This is a genomic window from Microcoleus vaginatus PCC 9802 (assembly GCA_022701275.1).
GTDB lineage: Bacteria > Cyanobacteriota > Cyanobacteriia > Cyanobacteriales > Microcoleaceae > Microcoleus > Microcoleus vaginatus_A.
This window is the reverse complement of sequence record CP031740.1, coordinates 2273544-2291224: the sequence shown is the minus strand read 5'-3', so window position 1 is coordinate 2291224 and position 17681 is coordinate 2273544. Positions and strand designations below refer to the sequence as shown.

20 protein-coding genes and 1 pseudogene are annotated in these 17681 nt (G+C 45.4%); 12 read left to right on the top strand and 9 right to left on the bottom strand.

Going from position 1 to position 17681, the window contains the following annotated elements; all coding sequences use genetic code 11:
• Nucleotides 1-167: 167 nt before the first annotated feature.
• The gene (locus tag D0A34_09435; GenBank protein UNU19061.1) at nt 168-1616 is read right to left on the bottom strand and encodes a DUF697 domain-containing protein; all 1449 of its coding nucleotides are present in this window, start codon (nt 1614-1616) and stop codon (nt 168-170) included.
• 179 nt (nt 1617-1795) lie between these two features.
• Here D0A34_09435 and D0A34_09430 point away from each other — a divergent pair, with 179 nt between their 5' ends.
• Complete coding sequence (locus D0A34_09430; protein UNU19060.1) at nt 1796-2626, top strand: CPBP family intramembrane metalloprotease; 831 nt, start codon at nt 1796-1798, stop codon at nt 2624-2626.
• 84 nt (nt 2627-2710) lie between these two features.
• Nucleotides 2711-3085: an S-layer protein gene (locus D0A34_09425; GenBank protein UNU19059.1), complete on the top strand. Its 375-nt coding sequence runs from the start codon at nt 2711-2713 to the stop codon at nt 3083-3085.
• 81 nt (nt 3086-3166) lie between these two features.
• Here the strand turns inward: D0A34_09425 and D0A34_09420 are convergent, their stop codons facing one another.
• The 4 genes from D0A34_09420 to psbH all read right to left on the bottom strand — a co-directional run bounded on the left by D0A34_09420 (nt 3167) and on the right by psbH (nt 4708).
• A complete protein-coding gene (locus tag D0A34_09420) occupies nt 3167-3433 on the bottom strand; it encodes a DUF3146 family protein (GenBank protein ID UNU19058.1) in 267 nt (88 codons plus the stop codon).
• Nucleotides 3430-4092, bottom strand: coding sequence for an aminoacyl-tRNA hydrolase (locus D0A34_09415; protein ID UNU19057.1), 663 nt, complete (start codon nt 4090-4092; stop codon nt 3430-3432). The genes D0A34_09420 and D0A34_09415 overlap by 4 nt, the downstream gene beginning before the upstream one ends.
• Nucleotides 4093-4353, bottom strand: coding sequence for a TatA/E family twin arginine-targeting protein translocase (locus D0A34_09410; GenBank protein ID UNU19056.1), 261 nt, complete (start codon nt 4351-4353; stop codon nt 4093-4095).
• Nucleotides 4354-4504: 151 nt separating this feature from the next.
• The gene (gene psbH, locus D0A34_09405; GenBank protein ID UNU19055.1) at nt 4505-4708 is read right to left on the bottom strand and encodes a photosystem II reaction center protein PsbH; all 204 of its coding nucleotides are present in this window, start codon (nt 4706-4708) and stop codon (nt 4505-4507) included.
• A 213-nt stretch (nt 4709-4921) separates the two neighbouring features.
• On the opposite strand from psbH, the gene psbN reads away from it, so the two are divergent.
• From psbN to D0A34_09370, 7 genes are all read left to right on the top strand, one after another.
• Nucleotides 4922-5053, top strand: coding sequence for a photosystem II reaction center protein PsbN (gene psbN / locus D0A34_09400; protein ID UNU19054.1), 132 nt, complete (start codon nt 4922-4924; stop codon nt 5051-5053).
• A gap of 244 nt (nt 5054-5297) precedes the next feature.
• Nucleotides 5298-6398, top strand: a complete 1101-nt coding sequence (locus tag D0A34_09395; GenBank protein ID UNU19053.1) for a chorismate synthase — start codon at nt 5298-5300, stop codon at nt 6396-6398.
• 1 nt (nt 6399) lies between these two features.
• Nucleotides 6400-7311, top strand: a complete 912-nt coding sequence (locus D0A34_09390; protein ID UNU19052.1) for an MBL fold metallo-hydrolase — start codon at nt 6400-6402, stop codon at nt 7309-7311.
• A gap of 561 nt (nt 7312-7872) precedes the next feature.
• Entirely contained in the window at nt 7873-8868 is a 996-nt protein-coding gene (locus tag D0A34_09385; protein ID UNU22232.1) for a hypothetical protein, read from the top strand.
• An 861-nt stretch (nt 8869-9729) separates the two neighbouring features.
• Nucleotides 9730-10329, top strand: a complete 600-nt coding sequence (locus tag D0A34_09380) for a class II aldolase/adducin family protein (GenBank protein UNU19051.1) — start codon at nt 9730-9732, stop codon at nt 10327-10329.
• 395 nt (nt 10330-10724) lie between these two features.
• Nucleotides 10725-11282, top strand: coding sequence for a hypothetical protein (locus D0A34_09375; protein UNU19050.1), 558 nt, complete (start codon nt 10725-10727; stop codon nt 11280-11282).
• On the top strand, nt 11275-11925 hold the full coding sequence (locus D0A34_09370; GenBank protein UNU19049.1) for a hypothetical protein: 651 nt from the start codon (nt 11275-11277) through the stop codon (nt 11923-11925). The genes D0A34_09375 and D0A34_09370 overlap by 8 nt, the downstream gene beginning before the upstream one ends.
• 44 nt (nt 11926-11969) lie before the next feature.
• Here the strand turns inward: D0A34_09370 and D0A34_09365 are convergent, their stop codons facing one another.
• Complete coding sequence (locus D0A34_09365; protein UNU19048.1) at nt 11970-12314, bottom strand: anti-sigma factor antagonist; 345 nt, start codon at nt 12312-12314, stop codon at nt 11970-11972.
• A 346-nt stretch (nt 12315-12660) separates the two neighbouring features.
• Between D0A34_09365 and D0A34_09360 the strand changes: the two genes are divergently transcribed.
• Together D0A34_09360 and D0A34_09355 are read left to right on the top strand one after the other, a co-directional pair.
• Complete coding sequence (locus tag D0A34_09360; protein ID UNU19047.1) at nt 12661-13284, top strand: DedA family protein; 624 nt, start codon at nt 12661-12663, stop codon at nt 13282-13284.
• Between the two features lie 298 nt (nt 13285-13582).
• Nucleotides 13583-13717 (top strand): annotated as a pseudogene (locus tag D0A34_09355) (Uma2 family endonuclease).
• Nucleotides 13718-13945: 228 nt separating this feature from the next.
• Here D0A34_09355 and D0A34_09350 read toward each other — a convergent pair.
• On the bottom strand, nt 13946-14359 hold the full coding sequence (locus D0A34_09350) for a DUF1542 domain-containing protein (protein UNU19046.1): 414 nt from the start codon (nt 14357-14359) through the stop codon (nt 13946-13948).
• Between the two features lie 44 nt (nt 14360-14403).
• Entirely contained in the window at nt 14404-14952 is a 549-nt protein-coding gene (locus tag D0A34_09345; protein UNU19045.1) for a hypothetical protein, read from the bottom strand.
• Between the two features lie 263 nt (nt 14953-15215).
• Between D0A34_09345 and D0A34_09340 the strand changes: the two genes are divergently transcribed.
• Complete coding sequence (locus D0A34_09340; protein UNU19044.1) at nt 15216-16004, top strand: hypothetical protein; 789 nt, start codon at nt 15216-15218, stop codon at nt 16002-16004.
• A gap of 419 nt (nt 16005-16423) precedes the next feature.
• Here the strand turns inward: D0A34_09340 and D0A34_09335 are convergent, their stop codons facing one another.
• On the bottom strand, nt 16424-17452 hold the full coding sequence (locus D0A34_09335) for a phosphoribosylformylglycinamidine cyclo-ligase (GenBank protein ID UNU19043.1): 1029 nt from the start codon (nt 17450-17452) through the stop codon (nt 16424-16426).
• Nucleotides 17453-17681 lie beyond the last annotated feature (229 nt).

Genomic DNA, 17681 nt, shown 5'->3' with positions numbered 1-17681 from the left:
GAGTTAGTAAGATACAGTAATAATTGGTAATTGGTAACAGGTTTTTATCCTAATAATTTGTTAAATTGTCTTCACACAAATTTAGGTTTGAGGTAGGGGTTTAAACCCCTGCCTGATTGCGGCAGGGCTGCGCCAGGATTGCTGGGTCAACGTAAAACAGCCGCTCGCTAAGATTTCTGTTTTTCCACACTTCCCAAATCCAACTTAGCCCGCAACTCTTCCTTAATCCGATTTAAAATAGACTCCTCATCCAAAGAAGACAAAATCTTGCTCACAACAGCCTTTGGCCCATCATCTCCCCAAGAAGCACCATTAGCTAAATAAGCCTTAGTAACTTGACCGATACCGTAGGAAGAAACCCCCGCGATCGCAGCTTGCGTCACTGCCACAGACAAATAAGGCCCTAAAGCCAAACCCCCCGTCGCCGGCGTCGCCAAACCCAACAATCCTTTCAACGAGCTCAAACCAAAATTAGCCACCAATTCGCCCGCAGTAATTCCCCCCATACTAATCGCAATCTTTTGCAGCAATTCCACCGCGCCCGCTTCCGTCATCGCAATGCCGTAAACTTTAGATAAAGTTAATATCATCACCACATCAATTACCGCACCGCTAAGAATATCAACTACAGTAATTGGATTAAGTGCGATCGCCACCGCTTTAGTCATTACCCCGTTCCAGATAATTCGATTAGCGGCGTCATCTCGAATCTCCATTTTTCGCTGCACCAACTGCTCGTTAATATCCCCCGCACAGAGCATCGTATTCAGCGCGACCAAAGATTTGCCTTCCCGGTCTAAAATCTCCAAAATCTTTAATTTTAAATCTTGCACTTGTGGCAAACTGCGAGTCATTTGCACGCCCATACTTCCGTCGGGACGGCGCACCGCCCTCGCCGTCAAAGGCGAAGCCGCCGCCATCACAATTTCATCGGGAGACAACAATTCTCTCACGCGGTCGTCTCGAATTTTATGATAAATTGCCAGCCTGTCTGCATCAGGATACTGGTCAATCTTATTAAACACTAATAACATCGGTTTTCCGGCTTCCCGCAACTGCGAAAGTGCTGCGTATTCCACTTTTGTAATGTCGCCAGCAACTACAAACAAAATCAAATCTGCTTGTTTAGCAACGCGGCGGGCTAAAAGTTCGCGAGTTTCGCCGTCAACTTCATCTATTCCCGGAGTGTCGATTAATTCAACTTGCGACAAACGGTAAATAACTGGCGAAAGTCGATCGGGCAAATTCTCATCAATTCCCTCTCCGACATCCCACTGGCCAATAGTTGTCGTGCGAGTCACCCCGTGAGTCGGGCCAGTTTCAAACACATTTTGACCTAGCAGCGCGTTCAAAACCGAAGATTTTCCCCTTCCCACCATCCCAAACACAGCTATTTGCACGCAAGCGCGCTCTAGCTTGTCGAGCATTTTCTCCAATCCGCCAATTTCCGGTTCTAGTCCAGTTCGCTCTTGAACTGTCAAGTCGAGATTTTCTACTATATCTCGCAGAGCATCTTTAGCGTGGCGCAGGTTGAGTTCTGCCTGAATGTCTGCGAAGCTTAAAATTGTGTCATCTAATTCGCGATCGACATTTGAAAAATCCGAGGCTTCAGTCATTGTTACCTGATGTTATAGTTTTGCTTCACTTAAAGTTTCAACCGATACGATGCCATTCTAGCTTTTTCCGTCTGCTTTGTACATTAGGGGTAGGGCAATGGCGTGTTTATAATCCGGGTAGGGAGACAGCAATGCTGTGTCCCTACAGATATCATGTAAAACCTGTTTAATTTACAACAATGATTAACCGCCTCCAAATAATAGCCAGTTATCCATTTCCTTTACGTGTAATAATTTTCCTATTAATCTTGCTAGCAATTTGGCTCCCGCTAGCAGCACCCATTTATCTCTTAGTTAAAGATAGTAACCTAGCCACTATTCTGACAATGGGATTGCTATTTGCAGAGTTTGTGTTCCTAGTGCCACCCTGGGGAAAACAGGTTTACGGACAAACCCAATTACTCAAAAGTTACGGTTTAATCAATACCCGAAAAAACGGTTTTGAGCTTTTAATCGGATTGGCGATCGGGCTTTGTCTCACTTTCACCCTATTTGCGGTGCAAGGGGTGTTCGGCTTAGTCGCGTGGCAAAATTCAGATAATTTGCCGAGAATCATCGCAGAAGGGCTGTTAAGCGCCCTTGGAGTCGGTTTTGCGGAGGAGTTGGTATTCCGGGGTTGGTTGCTGGACGAGTTGCAGCGGGATTACAATTATAAAATATCTCTGTGGGCGAATAGCCTGGTGTTTGCCCTATCTCATTTTATCAAACCTGTCGCGGCAATGCTCGGGAGTTGGCCGCAGTTTCCGGGGTTGTTGTTGCTGGGTTTGATTCTGGTTTGGGGAAAAAGATCGCGCCAAAATCGCCTCGGTTTGTCGATCGGGCTTCATGCAGGTTTAGTCTGGGGATATTACGTGATTAACATCGGACAGTTAGTGCGATATTCGGCATCTGTTCCCGAGTGGGTGACAGGAGTTAACGGCAATCCGCTAGCTGGGGCCGTGGGGCTGTTGTTTTTGAGTGTATTGGCCTTGGGCATGCGAAAAATGTCTGAACATTCCAAAGGTTTGTAGTAAGGACGAAGACTCCTTATTTTCCGCAATTTTGATGACTAAACTCCTCACTACCAATCAACTTATTCAGAAATTTATAAATGTATGAAACTCACCCTCTTTGCCACTGCTACACTGTTAATTTATACAGGTATTTGGGCTCCTGCCAAAGCAGAAAATACCACAGAAGCCAAGCCAAATAATTCTTTAGTTCAAGCGCAGCTAATGCGAGAACAAATTCTCAATGCTTGCGTGCAGAATCAGGCTGAAACCCTGCCAAATCCTTTTAGCGATGTACCTTCCAATCACTGGGCTTACAAAGCTGTTTTGACAATGTATTATTGCGGCGCTTACCGAGAAGCGACGCCACCTGGTTTAATTAAAGAATTACTGGAATCGGGAGATACTACTAGAGAAAGTTTGCCTTCCCGATTACCGTTTCCCAATTTCCCATTACAGCAATTTCCCGTGATTAATTAAAGAATTACTGGAAGCGGGATCTCCTACTAGAGGAAGTTTTTATTCCCGATTACCGTTTCCCCATTTCCCATTACCAAGATTTTAAAATTGAGCCCGAACCGTAAACGAATAATCCCCGCCCGGTTCAAGCTGATAATCCCATTTTTCCAGGAAACGGTGCAGCGGTTCCTGAATCAATGCCCTACCCTGAGAAGGCTCAAGTATCAGTGTTTTTTCTGACGTGAAACGCCACTGAAACTGCCACTCAAAATTCCCGGCAGTCACTTCACCCTCAATCGTGCCTTTTTGCCAAGATTGACCAGTAACTCGGACATATGCAGTTGTTTCAGGCAAACGTCTCGAACTCACCTTTTTGTTTCCGCGTTTGTTTCTGCAATTGTGCGACTATTGTAAAGGCTCATGGCTTTTTCTACTCCTTGGTGCAGACTTAGTTCCACAGCTTCTACAACCAGTTTAAGCACTTTCTCTACTAACTGACTTTCCTCTGAGGAAAATTTTCCTAAAACGAAGGAAATCGTATCTTTCTCATTTTTAGCAGAATCGTTTTGAGGTTTGCCGATGCCAATCCGCAAGCGGGGAAATTTGTCTGTACCCAAATGAGAAATTGTCGATTTCATGCCGTTGTGTCCGCCGGCCGAACCGGCAAGCCGCATTCTCAATTTCCCGATCGGCAAATCCATATCATCGTATACTATTAATACCGACTCAGCAGGTATTTTGTACCAATCCGTCGCCGCCCGAATCGCTTGACCCGACAGATTCATGTAAGTAAGCGGTTTCAGCAAGCGGATTTTCTGTCCCCGCGGCCGGTTTCCCTCGCCAAATGTGCCTTGAAATTTGCGATTTTCCGACAGCGCAATCTGCCAAGATTTAGCCAAGGCATCGACAGCATTAAAGCCTATGTTGTGTCGGGTGCGATCGTATTTAGGTTCGGGATTGCCTAACCCAACAATTAGCTGGGGAATCACTAACTCCGCTGGTGTTTCCGACTTCTGAGTGTTGTTCATTTAACTGTCTGTACTATCTTCCTTGGGAGTAGCCGCCGTGAGTTTTTCAGTTTCCGGTTTGCTGCTAGTTGCTACTGCTTCTTCTAACTGCTTGGCTTCCCGCGTGAACTCCGACTCAAAATCCCGCGAAGCATCTTGAAAGCCCCGAATTGCCTTCCCCATACTTCGACCGATTTCAGGTAATTTTTTCGGACCAAATACCAATAGGGCGATCGTAAAAATAACTGCCATTTCCGGCAAACCAATGCCAAAAATATTCATTTTTTCTCTCCTGCAATTTCTTTAGTTACTTCTTGTTTATTTATGGAAAAAGTAACCGGAAAGGGTAAGGAAAAATGGGAAAACTTACCTTTTACCCTTTCTCCTCAACCCTCAGCTTTTACTTTTAGCCTTACTGTTTTGTGATCAATTTTTAGCGGCCTAGGCTCGACCAATCGACATCTACATTCTCCAGAATCAGAGAAGAGTTGTAGATTTGCAAAATAATCAACAAGAACACGAAAAACAGTCCAATGAAAACGCTCATCAACAGCGTGGTGCCCCAACCCGGAGCGACCTTGCCGTACTCTGAGTTAAGGGGTTTGAGTATATCTCCTAACCAAGTCCGTTGTGCCATAAGTCACCTACAATGAATCTCTACAGAGAAGTTTGACATATTTTCACCGCTAATTGCGATCGCAATTTCTCAGAAATGCTGCATGGGGGACTGGGAGAAGGGGGAGTGAGGGTTGGCGACCATACCGTATTGCGCCTAAAATCACTAGACTTTCAGACGGATTGTTATTTTTTGTAATATTATAGAGTGGAGCACTCATAATCTATCAAAAATATGGAACCCGCAGCAGTTCTAGGCATTTCACTTGGCGTGTGTCTGGTGGCAATCACCGGATTCTCGATCTACACCGCTTTCGGTCCCCCTTCTAAGGAATTGAGAGATCCTTTTGAAGAACACGAGGACTAAAGAAGAAGGAAGGCACAACACGGATTCGGACACGGATACACGGATGAATTTAAGTGTGTTTCCAGATATCTCCTATTCTCTGTCTCTCCCTCTCTCCCTGGTAGATATTCTTCTAGGGGTGGGAAGGGAGTGATGCTGTGGGGCGATCGCGTGTCGCCTACTCGTCAATGGTATATTTTTCAGAAATACAGTAAATCTCTATTCCATTTAAGCTAAAAATTATTAAGTTTCAGGCAAAAGCATCATGGGCAATACCTTTGGGCATTTATTTCGGATCTCGACATTTGGGGAATCTCACGGCGGCGGTGTGGGAGTAGTAATTGACGGTTGCCCGCCCCTAGTGTCGATCGACGCATCGGAAATTCAAGCCGAACTTGATCGCCGCCGCCCTGGCCAAAGCAAAATTACTACGCCCCGTAAAGAAGCAGATACCTGCGAAATTCTGTCCGGGGTGTTTGAAGGCAAAACTTTGGGAACGCCGATCGCCATTTTAGTCCGCAATCAAGACACTCGCCCCCAAGATTACGGCGAAATGGCGACAACTTACCGCCCTTCCCACGCTGACGCTACCTACGATGCTAAGTACGGAATTCGTAACTGGCAAGGCGGAGGTCGCAGTTCGGCGAGAGAGACAATTGGTAGAGTAGCAGCAGGGGCGATCGCTAAAAAAATTCTCAAACAAGCAGCAGGAGTCGAAATAGTCGGCTACGTCAAACGCATCAAAGACTTAGAATGTGTCGCCGACCCGGACACTGTTACCTTAGAACAAGTAGAAAGCAACATCGTCCGCTGTCCAGATGCCGAATGTGCCGAAAGAATGATTGAACTGATCGAAAAAGTTCGCGACAGTGGAGATTCGATCGGCGGTGTAGTCGAATGCGTCGCCCGCAATGTACCCAAAGGGCTGGGAATGCCCGTATTCGACAAACTCGAAGCCGACTTGGCCAAAGCCATCATGTCCTTGCCCGCCAGCAAAGGCTTTGAAATTGGTTCCGGGTTTGCCGGGACTCGGCTCAAGGGCAGCGAACATAATGATGAATACTATACTGATGATAAGGGTGTAATTCGTACAGTGACGAATCGCTCTGGCGGAATTCAGGGTGGGATTGCTAACGGCGAAAATATCATTTTGCGGGCCGCATTCAAGCCGACTGCGACAATTCGCCAGCAGCAGCGCACCGTTACCCGAGAAGGCGAAGAAACGCTGCTGGCTGCCAAGGGACGGCACGACCCTTGCGTTTTGCCAAGAGCTGTGCCAATGGTGGAAGCGATGGTAGCTTTAGTGTTGTGCGACCATCTGCTGCGCCATCACGGACAATGTGGAACCTTAAAGCCTGAATTTTAAAATGGAAATCAGCTTGTCCTCTGTAGCGGCAACTCCCGTTGATTGCCCTCAACCCTCCGAATCAATAAAAGGTATAGATGATTTTGTAGTACAGTTCTGGGGCGTGCGGGGCAGTGTTCCGACACCCGGACAGGAAACTGTTCGCTACGGCGGCAATACTTCTTGTTTGGAAATGCGAGTCGCTGGCAAACGCTTGATTTTTGACGGCGGAACTGGCTTGCGGATGCTGGGAGACCAGTTGGTGCAAGAAATGCCCGTGCAAGCTTATATGTTTTTTACTCACTATCACTGGGATCACATTCAAGGTTTCCCGCTGTTCGCCCCAGCTTTCATCCGTGGCAATAGCTTTGATATTTACGGGGCGACTCCGCCGGATGGAGATTGCATGAAAAGGCACTTTGTCGAACGGGTGTTGCACTCGAATTCGCCGGTGCCACTGATGGGTTTGCAGGCAGATTTGAATTTCTACGAACTCCATCACAACCAGACAATGATGCTGGACGATATTGAGATTAGGACGGGTTCTCTGAATCACCCGAATACTGCTATGGGATATCGGGTGACTTGGCAGGGACGATCAGTTGTTTACTGTTCGGATACTGAACATTTTCCCGATCGCCTAGATGAGAATGTCTACAATTTAGCCCTCGACGCTGATGTGCTGATTTACGATGCGATGTACACAGACGAGGAATATCACAACCCCAAATCTCCGAAGGTGGGTTGGGGACACTCGACTTGGCAGGAAGCGGTGAGAATGGCTAAGGAAGCCCGGGTGAAACGAGTGGTGATTTTTCACCATGATCCGGCTCATACTGACGATTTTCTCGATCGCATCGCCGAAGATGTGCAAATCGCTTTTCCGAAGGCTGTCATGGCCCGCGAGGGTCTTATTTTGCCGATCGGCTTCTGAACATTCGCCTCTGACGGTTGCTCGAACCATCAACCGATCGAACCATAATTGTTATGTGAATATGTGGATCTGGGGGCGAAACCAGCTCCACAATTTTTTTTAATACGCAGCAAACTCTTAACTGCATGGTATAATTCTTGCTTGTTAAGTTTTTAGGTCCAGTATTTAAGGTTTTTTTTATTCTTCAACCGCGTCCGCAAGACGCCAAGACGTAAGATAATTGGAGAATTGCCAAGGGTGAAAAGGAGACTGTTTTGAATGTCAACAAACACGGGGAGGCGAGGCGATCGCACGCCTGAGTGCTAGTCTGAGGCCAGTATACTTCCAGAAGCCTTGTTACAGATTAATTATTAAGGACAAAAACTGAAGTTATAGCTCGGATCAAATAAAAGCGCGATCGGTTTTTTCGGATCATGAATATTGACAACTCTCAAAAGCTAGTAGCTTTTAGGTACAAACTGAGAAAATTTTCAGCAGTCAATTTGACTAACCAGAAAGAAACGATCGCTCTTGCGTTTGGCAGTAGCTGCGGCAAGCGAATGTTATGATTTGACTATCAAAATGGGAAATTTACGTTTTAAATCTTCAGCACATCAATACAGATGGATTGCCTTAGGCAGTTTTGCTGTAATTATGGGTATTTCAGGCGCCCTGGCCTACCGCCTCGCCCCGCCCCCCGGATTCATGGCTCAAGGCACTCTCACTTCTAATAATCCGCCAGTCAAATTTTCGAGTACGGGCACGACAATTCTCAAGCAGGGAGAGCAACTCACCCCAGAGGTTCTGCTGGCAGATAATGTTGTCAAAGCAGTGGCAGATGCAGTTAAGCTGTCGCCCCAGCAAGTTCGACAAAATGCTAGTGTCAAAATTTCTAAGCCGGAACAACCCCTAGAGATTGTTGTTGGGTATCGCTCGCTCGATCAGGAGCAAGCAATCCAAACGGCGGATATGTTGATGAAGGGCATGGTTGAAAAAAGCCGCCTGATTAACAGATATCGGTGGCAATCAGTCAATCAGTCGCTCAACCAACGCTTGGCACAAGTCACTCAAGACCTGAAACAAGCTCAGCAAAAACTCGACCAATACGAAAGAGAGCGCGCTCGCCTGTTGCAGCAAATGAAGCTTCAGCAAGATTTTTACAACAAAACTCAGCTTGCAATGGCGGATACGCAAGCGTCGGAAAAAGAAATGGTTAGCAGTTTGGCCGCCGCTACAGTGCCGCAAATTGTGGCGACGCCCACGAGCGATCCGACAGTGCCTCTGATTTTGGGAATTGGCTTGCTGTTGGCGATTTTGGTCAGCCGGGGTTTGATTCCTTCGGTGGCGGATTGGAGGTACAAGGCAGCTTTTCAGCGAGAAGAGAGCGAAAGGCTCCAAAGTGCTTTGTACCGACTGATCAAAGAAGGCCGCGGCGAAATAACTCTGGTGCGGTTTGCAATGGAAACGCGGCTGTCGCCGGATGTCGCTCAGCGTTTTTTGAACCAACAAGCTGAAGTCTTTAATGCCAATTGCGAAATTAAAGACGACGGCAGTATCTTGTATCACTTCCACATTTAAAGGGCTGCGAGCGATCGCGCTCCACAGAAAAATTTAGCCGATCGGGCCCTCACTGCTCGATCGGCTGGTTTTTTTCTTAATAGGACTTATATCAGGTTCGGTCGATCGACTATCCCCCTCTAGGTAGGCGCGGGTTTACGGGATCTATAACTTATACTACTACTTACAGATTTTGGTGAACCCGCCGACGCGAGCTGGCGTTGCGGTGATTTTACCCGACATCATATTACGCTCAACCCAGTTTCTTAGCTTGTAGGGTGCCCCGGAGCTAAAAATTGCTCGATCAACAGAGGTGTTGACTAACGTTGAGTACCCGAAGATTGTGCCAGTTCCTCCAAGACTGGCTAAAAAATATTTTTTGTGTTCCGCTTGCTTTTTGCTTAAATATATGTATAATGATAAAAAATCAGTAAATGTACGGTTGCTTTTTACCTAATTTACCTGATTAAGGGGTAATTTATCCTTAAGTCTTTCTTAAGGTAGAACTACACTCAGTAAAAATGCTGTAGGGTAGAACAATAACGGATTCAGGGATGTTATGTAGTTTCACATCAGAAACTCGATCGGGCAAAAGCCTGGAATCAAACTCCCCGAATGAAAGCGTGCATTTTCATATTGAACTTTTGTAATCACCTAGAGGCTAAATCATGATTTTTGGAATAATTGGTTCAACTTTCCTAGCTTACTTTTTGCTAATGTCGGTCGCTAATTACGGCGACACTGGAATGTAGATTAGTTAAGGCACTTATGCACCGAGACATAAGGCAGCAGGCAAAAAAAGCTGTTTGACAACTTCTTGACAACTTCGATTAAGTCTCAGCTTGGGCCATGTCTGTCGTGTCAGGTCGGACAAAAAAATGGATGGATGAAGGAGTCGTTAAGTACCGCTGTGACTGGGAAAAAGCAGACCCTGTAGCTGCCCGGAACATAGCAGATTTGATGGACTGGCGCGATCGGCTCCACGCTTGGGGATTAATTGGCGTCTACGAAAATGGCATAGGGTTTGGCAACGTCAGCGTCAGACTCGGCAATTCTTGCCAATTCGTGATTTCGGGAACCCAGACTGCACACTTGAGAAATCTGGGACCAGAATCCTACTGTACTGTTACCGAATTTAATTTAGAACAAAATTTCCTCGGCTGCCGGGGCCCCGTACAAGCTTCGTCGGAGTCCCTGACTCACGGGGCCCTGTACCTTCAGAGAGAGGAGGTGGGCGGGATAATTCATGTCCATAATCCTACGCTATGGCAGCAACTGCTGTTTAATATTCCTACTACTAGAAAAGAAATACCTTACGGCACTCCCCAGATGGCCTTAGAAATGTTTAGACTTTTTGAGGAGGAGAATTTGGCAGAACGCAAAATTCTGGCGATGGCAGGTCACGAGGACGGCATTATCTGTTTTGGCAGCACCGTGGACGAAGCTGCCAAAGTGCTTTCGGCTGTGATTGGTTACACATGAGATCTTGCACTATTCTGAGAAAAAGCTAAGAAACCTGGTTTATTGACAAAAAACCTAGGGTTTTACCTGTGTCTATGGCAACTGAGATGTTGCACCAATATCAATAATCCTTAATCCTTTTTTGGGCGGGATCTCCTGCCCACCCCACAACAAATTAATTCTTTGTGCAACAGGCCTCTTGCCTGTTCTTGAGAATGGTGCAACATCTCAGTGACAAGAAACTAAGGTGATGACGTGAATGCCTGATTTGAGTTAGACTGAGCTTTACCCTTGACATCGGGCTGCGGGTTCGATTTAGCCTAAGGGGTTCAAAACTTTTGAAGTGCCTCTTGCCTCTGCGGTAAGGGAAAGATATTTTTAAATAGAAACACATTATATAACAAAAGCTGAGAGTCATCGTGAATCCAACTAAACTTGTAAGCTCAAAAGAATTGCAATCAGAGGTATCTCGTCTCACCGAAGAGCTGCAAATGCGCGACCAATTGGTGCAGCAGTTGTCTCAAGAACTTTTCAGGCTGGTGAAGGGCAATTCTAATTTTGTGCCGGCGCCGGAAGTTTCCGATCGCCACCAAGCTCAAATGCAGGCAATGCGGGAACAACTCCAAGCTGTTGAAGAACAGGTGGGTTTTTATCAGGAACAAATCGCCGAGCGGGATGCTGAGGTTTACCAACTGCGGCAGTCAGTGCAGGAATTGACGGATCGGTCTAGGATGCTAGAACAGGTGGTTCAGGAATTGCCGGGGGTTTACCGCCAGAAGTTTGCCGAACGGATCGAGCCAATTAAGGAAAAATTGGATCAACTGCAAAAGGAAAACCGCCAGTTGCACACTGAGTTGCAAAGCGTCACTTACCGTCTCGCTGTGCGGAGTCGCAAGGCTAAGGGCTTGGATCTGCCGAGCGTCGATGCTGAGGACGATCGGGGAATTCAAATGCCGAGCTTTGGCAATGCCTAAGGTTTTGATTGTGGCGGGTGACGAGAAAGGCCCGGCCGCCAGTCTCAAGGCGGCGATCGCTCAATCTAATCCTTTAACTGAAGTCAATATCTGTGGGGTTACGGAACTCAATTCAGGCGCGATCGCTCCGGGTGGGGCGATCCTTTGTCCGTTGACGCTGGATGTGCCAGAAAATCTGGTTTTTCCGGCTCAAGAGGTGTTTCGATTTTGCCGCAATGTTTCGGTGGCGCGCGATCGAGTGGCTCAGGATCTGCTTTTTCCCGTCGGCGAGGGCAATTTTTGGCTGCCTGTGGTGTTGACGGCAAAGGGGCCACTGTATGCTGAGGTGATTGGTGCGGGATCTGACAAGCAGTCTGGCGAGTTGAGTTACTCTCAACCGGTGCATTTGTCGGATGTTTGGCGGCAGCAGTTGTATGAGTTGGCTTACCGCTTGCTGAATCTTTTAAATGCGCCGCCGGCGACTTATTTGATGCAGTTCGGGTTCGTAGGGGAAAGGATTTGTTTCGATCGACTTTGGCCTTTTCCGGCTGCACCTGCGATCGCTTCTGTCGGCGTTCAAGTGCCGGATTTATTTGTTTGTCATTGGTATTGCTTGACAAATAAACCTATTTATGATATAGAAATTAACTCTGCGGTTGCTTGAAGTCTCTTGCAAACTTGAGATTTAAACTCGGGATCTCATTTTAATCAAGCAACTAAAGCCGGAGTTTCAGTGGAGATAACTTGCTCGAAACTGTCGAAGATTTCAAAGAGTTGGTCGAGTTGAGTAATTTCAAAAATTAGCTTGACTGTGGCTGAGAGGTTGCAGATGACGAGGCGGCATCCCCGGTGGCGGGCGGCGTTGAGTCCGCCGACTAAGGCGCAGATCCCGGAACTGTCGATGAAATCAACGGCGGCCATGTCTATTACCCAGAGTTTGTGGCGATCCGGCATAATCTCGGCTAGCTGTTGCTGGAGGAGGCTGCCGGCTTGGGAGTCGAGGCAGTTGTGAGGTTGAAGGACGATGGGTGGGTTGAAGTTGGGAAATTCCATAGCAGTTATCCTACGCTCGTAAAGTATGAATAAGTGAGTTTATTTGCTGACTCTATTGAGAGACTCAGGGGAGTTCAGCCTATGTTTTAGGATGCGCGATCGGGCTAGGGAATCGATGGGGAGAGCCGTTGTGATAAATTTAGTAAGAAACTGGCTAGCGATCGCGCGGAACGCAACCGCAACAATTCTCTATTCCTCTAGTATGCCTGAAAGGCTAATTTTTAGTTGGATTAGCGATCGCGACAACAGTGTGTTCTTCATCACAGCGAAAGATTGCACTATTGGCTGAATCGAGCCAATATATAAATGTATTGAGCTTTGCAAAAGTTTACGAAGGCAGTATCGAATGTCTTTTGAGTTTTTATCGTTAGAGACTATTCAGCAGTTTGCGCGTGATTACGGCTACTGGGCAGTATTTCTGGGAATTTTGCTGGAAAATCTGGGAGTTCCTCTTCCAGGCGAGACTATTACGATTGCTGGCGGGTTTTTAGCTGGCAGCGGGGAACTGAATTACTGGTTTGTACTCGGCAGTGCGATCGCGGGTGCGACTGTGGGGGGAAATTTTGGTTATGCGATCGGCAGGTACGGTGGCTGGCCACTGCTGCTGAAGCTGGGACAATTTTTCCGCTTTCGAGAAGAACAACTGTTTGACTTAAAAGAACAGTTTAGCAAAAATGCAGCTAAAGCCGTATTTTTGGGTCGTTTCATCGCACTACTGCGAATTTTTGCTAGCCCCCTAGCAGGTATTGCAGAAATGCCTTTTTGGAAATTTTCGCTGTTCAATATTCTGGGTGCTGCAAGCTGGGCATCTGTAATGGTGAGTTTATCCTACTTCTTGGGACAAGTTGTGTCTTTGGAGAAATTGGTAGCTTGGGCCGCTCAATTTGCGGTATTTGCTTTGCTGTTAGCAGTGGCTTGGATTGCAATTCCTATTTGGTTGGAGTCGCGGAATTTGGACAAGACTAAATAAGATTGGTGGTTAGACTTTTTGCAAGAGTTCTGGATTTTCTGTTTTTAACTGCGGATGAACGCAAATGAATGCAGATATTATCTATTTTTGCAAAAAGTCTAAGGATTGTCGATCGCCTATTAATAAGTCAGGACTTCTGTCCTCAAAATTATCGAATTTGTAGCGAGAACTTCTGGCAGCAAAATCATCAAGTTGGTAGGGAGTAATTCTGTACTGAATAAGGAAAATATTAGTCAATAAAGACTAAACTCCTGACTACCAAGCATTTTTATTTGCAATTAACATAACATCATATAAAGTGGAAGTCTTATCTCCCACAACTGAGGCGTTTGATAGAGGAGATAAATTTGCGGATTATCGCTCGCTCTAAACTATACAAGAATATGTATTAATCGGTCAACAAGTGATGAATGTGGATTGCTATCGTCGGGATGTGGCAGAAGGTTGGGGTTTTTCTTTCTACAGCGAGGGGGAATTTCTGGATTTGGCTAGGATGAATTTTCAGTATCCAATCTCTGCTTTGTAGGAGGATGTTCCTGGATTGAGTTAAATCGCACTTCACAAACCTGTTCACCATAGATCAAGGAGTTCTGCGAACAAATGAGAGGAGAGGAAGTGCGATCGTAATTATTAGGGGTGTTTACTGAAAGGCGATCGCTTACTAAAACCCAAACACTTTAGTAATCAATGGCAGTAGATTATTACAGAATTCTAGGAGTTTTGTGGCTTGTGGTACAGCGGAGATAATTCGTCCGAGCATCCTATCTGCCTTTTTGGCTTTATTTTGCATTTCTGCATCATTAGGATTTTTAGCAGCTTCAGCTAAGTCTTTTACTTGTTCTAAAGCATCCTCCCTGTCCTCTTCACTTAAATTTGGGTCGGCTTCAATTTCTGCTTTGAGTTTGGTGAGTAATTCTTTGATTCCGGGTTTATCAGGTTCAGAGGATGAAGGTAACTCGTTTATAGCGAAGGAAACATTTCCTCCAACATAACTTGATGAATCCCCTTCAACTTTACCTGCAGTAACAGGACCTCCAACACTTCCTCCGATCTGAATACCTTGTTTATCTTCCATTATTCCCTCCTAATTTAATTGATCTTTGGGTGACACTTTTATTTTTAGTCGTTTCGAGAGACATTCCCTCTAACTTGACTTGATGAACTGCCTCCAATATTACCTGCTGTGACGGAACCTCCAACACTTCCTTCTATTCGGATCGATCTATCTTCTGCATGGATTACATAAGTACCTTCTGCATTACTTTCCATGAATTTGTATAATACTGAAACTACTTTTTCTAAACCTGGCATATCGCTAGTAATAAATACTGGGCACGGAGAGCCGGAATTTAGGTACAATTTTAGACCGTACTTTTTGGGTTGTGAAGTGTTTGCATAAACTCCCCCTATTGCTACTAAAACAAATATTATTCCCCAAAATCTCCACTCAGGAATATTTGCACAAAAAAGTCCAATTACAAACACTACTAAAATAAATTGTATGGGAAATAGATTTGTGTTGATAACAGGAGCTAACCCAAAACCGGTGACGTTACGAAACTGATAGACATCAGAATCAAATCTAACTGTTTGCTTAGTAATTTCTATCCTGGTATTCCTGAGCGGTCTGTCATTATCATCTTTGGGCAATAAGTTATTTGCAGCCATAATTACTCCTTTCCAAGGAACAGCGAAGCTACCAATTAGCAAGCATCTATCTTAGACCTTATTCAATCAGGTTTTTAAGACTGCTGGTGGGTGTTATTGGCATTGACATCGGTGTGTATTTAGAGATATAATAGCAACTTTATATTGGCTGCCAAGTAATAAAAAGTAATAAAATAGTAATGGAAAAGTAATTTTAGGTGTCTGTTGCGGTACAATCTGTACTAATCCTACCTTAACGCTCCGCTAGTAAGGGACTTTAACACATGACAGTTGACGAAGCCATAGAGATCGCAGAAACAGCCCTCAACTATGATCGCCTAAACAAAATTCAAGAGATAGTGTTTCGTCAATCCTGGGAAGGACGGTCTTATAAAGAAATTGCAGCCAGCACGGAATATGAATACGATTATATCAAAGATGCTGGTGCTAAACTCTGGAAATTACTTTCAAAAGCACTAGAAGAAAAAGTCAAAAAAGATAACCTCAAATCAGTCTTAAAGCGATATTTACGGCGGAGTCAAGTGAATCTACAGCGAAATCTGACAATAGAAGTTAATCTCAGCGGCGCAAATCTCAGCGGAGCAAACCTAAGTGGAGCTAGATTATTCGCAAACTTGAATGAAGCTGATTATGTTCAAACCGATTTAGATAAAAAAATAACCGCTGGCAGTGAAACTGAATTATCTGACTCAGAAAACGAAATTAACTGGAACGGTTTTTGCTTTCACTCCGACGCACAAGTGAAAATTGCTGAAATACTCGATCACACTTCCACTCTCTTCATCCCCAACTCCCAACTCCGACTCGCAACACCCGCAGGGAGACAAAACCAAGAAGCTGACTTTCTGATCTTCCACCAAAACAAGCTAGGGATGCTGAAAATTGACCGTGAATCATCCCATCCAAACGCAACAGAAGATGAAATGTGCCAGCGGCTTTTGAGAGATTCTGGCATCTTTCTTGTCAAACATTACGACGCTACCCGATGCAGCGAACAACCGGATCTAGTTGTGCAGGAGTTTTTGGAAATTTTGAGTCACGTACAAGCCTAATAAGGTGTTTTTTATTTAAAATGTGATAGAAACATTACCTTAGTTTTTAATATTTTTTTCCTTTAAGAATTAAGTGACCTTCATTTCAGAGCCGATGTAATAAATAGTATAGCTCTTCAATTAATTTAAACGTTGGCGGAAAATTTTACACTAATTCACGGAAATAATTTTGAATTATATCTTATTTAAAGGCACAAGAGCTTATTTCAATTTTATTTAAAATTGTAGCAACAAGTCATCTGTTGTGATTTTTTTTCTCTTTCTTGCTCTGTCTTCTCTGCGTCCTCTGCGTTTACTTTCAAAAGTATAAATTTAACCGCAGATATACACAGATGAATGCAGAGTGAGATTGTCTGTTATTGCACAAAGCAAAGCGAAGCAATCTTCAGCCCCTGCGATTGCTTCTTACTAATTACCCATTACCCATTATCCATTATCAATTCTCCTTTCCCCTCAATCACTTCCCCCATCGCCCAAGCACCAATTCCTTGAGATTCAAACCATTTAACAGCCCGATCGACTTCTGTGCGCTCGAGCAACAGCACAAACCCAATCCCCATATTAAAGGTATTGAACATATCTGCTGTGGCAACTTGGCCAGCTTCAGCAATCCACTGGAAAATTGGCAAATTTGGCCAGCTATTGCTGTCAATTTTCACAGATTGATTTGCGCCTAAACAGCGGGGCAAATTTTCCGGCAAACCGCCGCCCGTAATGTGAGCCATGCCGTGAATATCTAAACCACTCTTAATTGCTTCGAGGACTGGTTTAACATAAATTGTAGTCGGAGTTAGCAGCACTTCTCCTAAACTTTTGCCACCTAACTTTTCGGGTTGGGAATTCCAGTCAAAACCCCGATCGCCCGCAATTTTTCTCACCAAACTAAAACCGTTGCTGTGCACGCCCGAACTTGCCAGCCCCACAGCCACATCTCCTACCCGCACCTGCGAACCGTCCAACAATTTGCTCTTTTCGACAATTCCCACGCAAAAACCAGCTAAATCGTACTCTCCCGGTTGGTAAAAACCGGGCATTTCTGCCGTTTCCCCGCCCAACAAAGCACAGCCCGCTTGCTTGCACCCGTTAGCTATCCCGGCCACCACCGCAGCTAATTGTTCGGGATTTAACTTTCCGGTCGCTAAATAATCGAGAAAAAAGAGGGGTTCGGCCCCGGATGTCAGCACGTCGTTGACGCACATCGCCACCAAGTCGATACCTACCGTGTCGTGCCGATCGAGATTGTGGGCCAATTTCAACTTAGTCCCAACGCCGTCAGTACCCGAAACCATAATCGGCTCTTTTAAACCCTCCGGAACGCTGAAAAACCCGCTAAACCCGCCGAATCCGCCCAAAACTCCCGATCGGTGCGTGCTCTTGACCATACTCCCGATGCGCGAGACAAAAGCTCTGCCCGCTTCAACATCCACACCTGCTTCTCGATAATCCATAAGTCCGCCAAATCGATTTCTAATTTTTAGTTTATGGCCATAACAGTTGACAAACAGCTTTTTTCACACTAGCCATTCGGCAGCCCACAACAGACACTAAATTTTTGTAAATTTTTGTAAATTTTTCAGGAATAACTGAAACGGCTGTAAGCACTGTAACTAAAGGATTTTATGATAGAGGGTTTGGAGAAAATTTGATGAAGATTTGGTGAAAATCGCGATCGCAGCG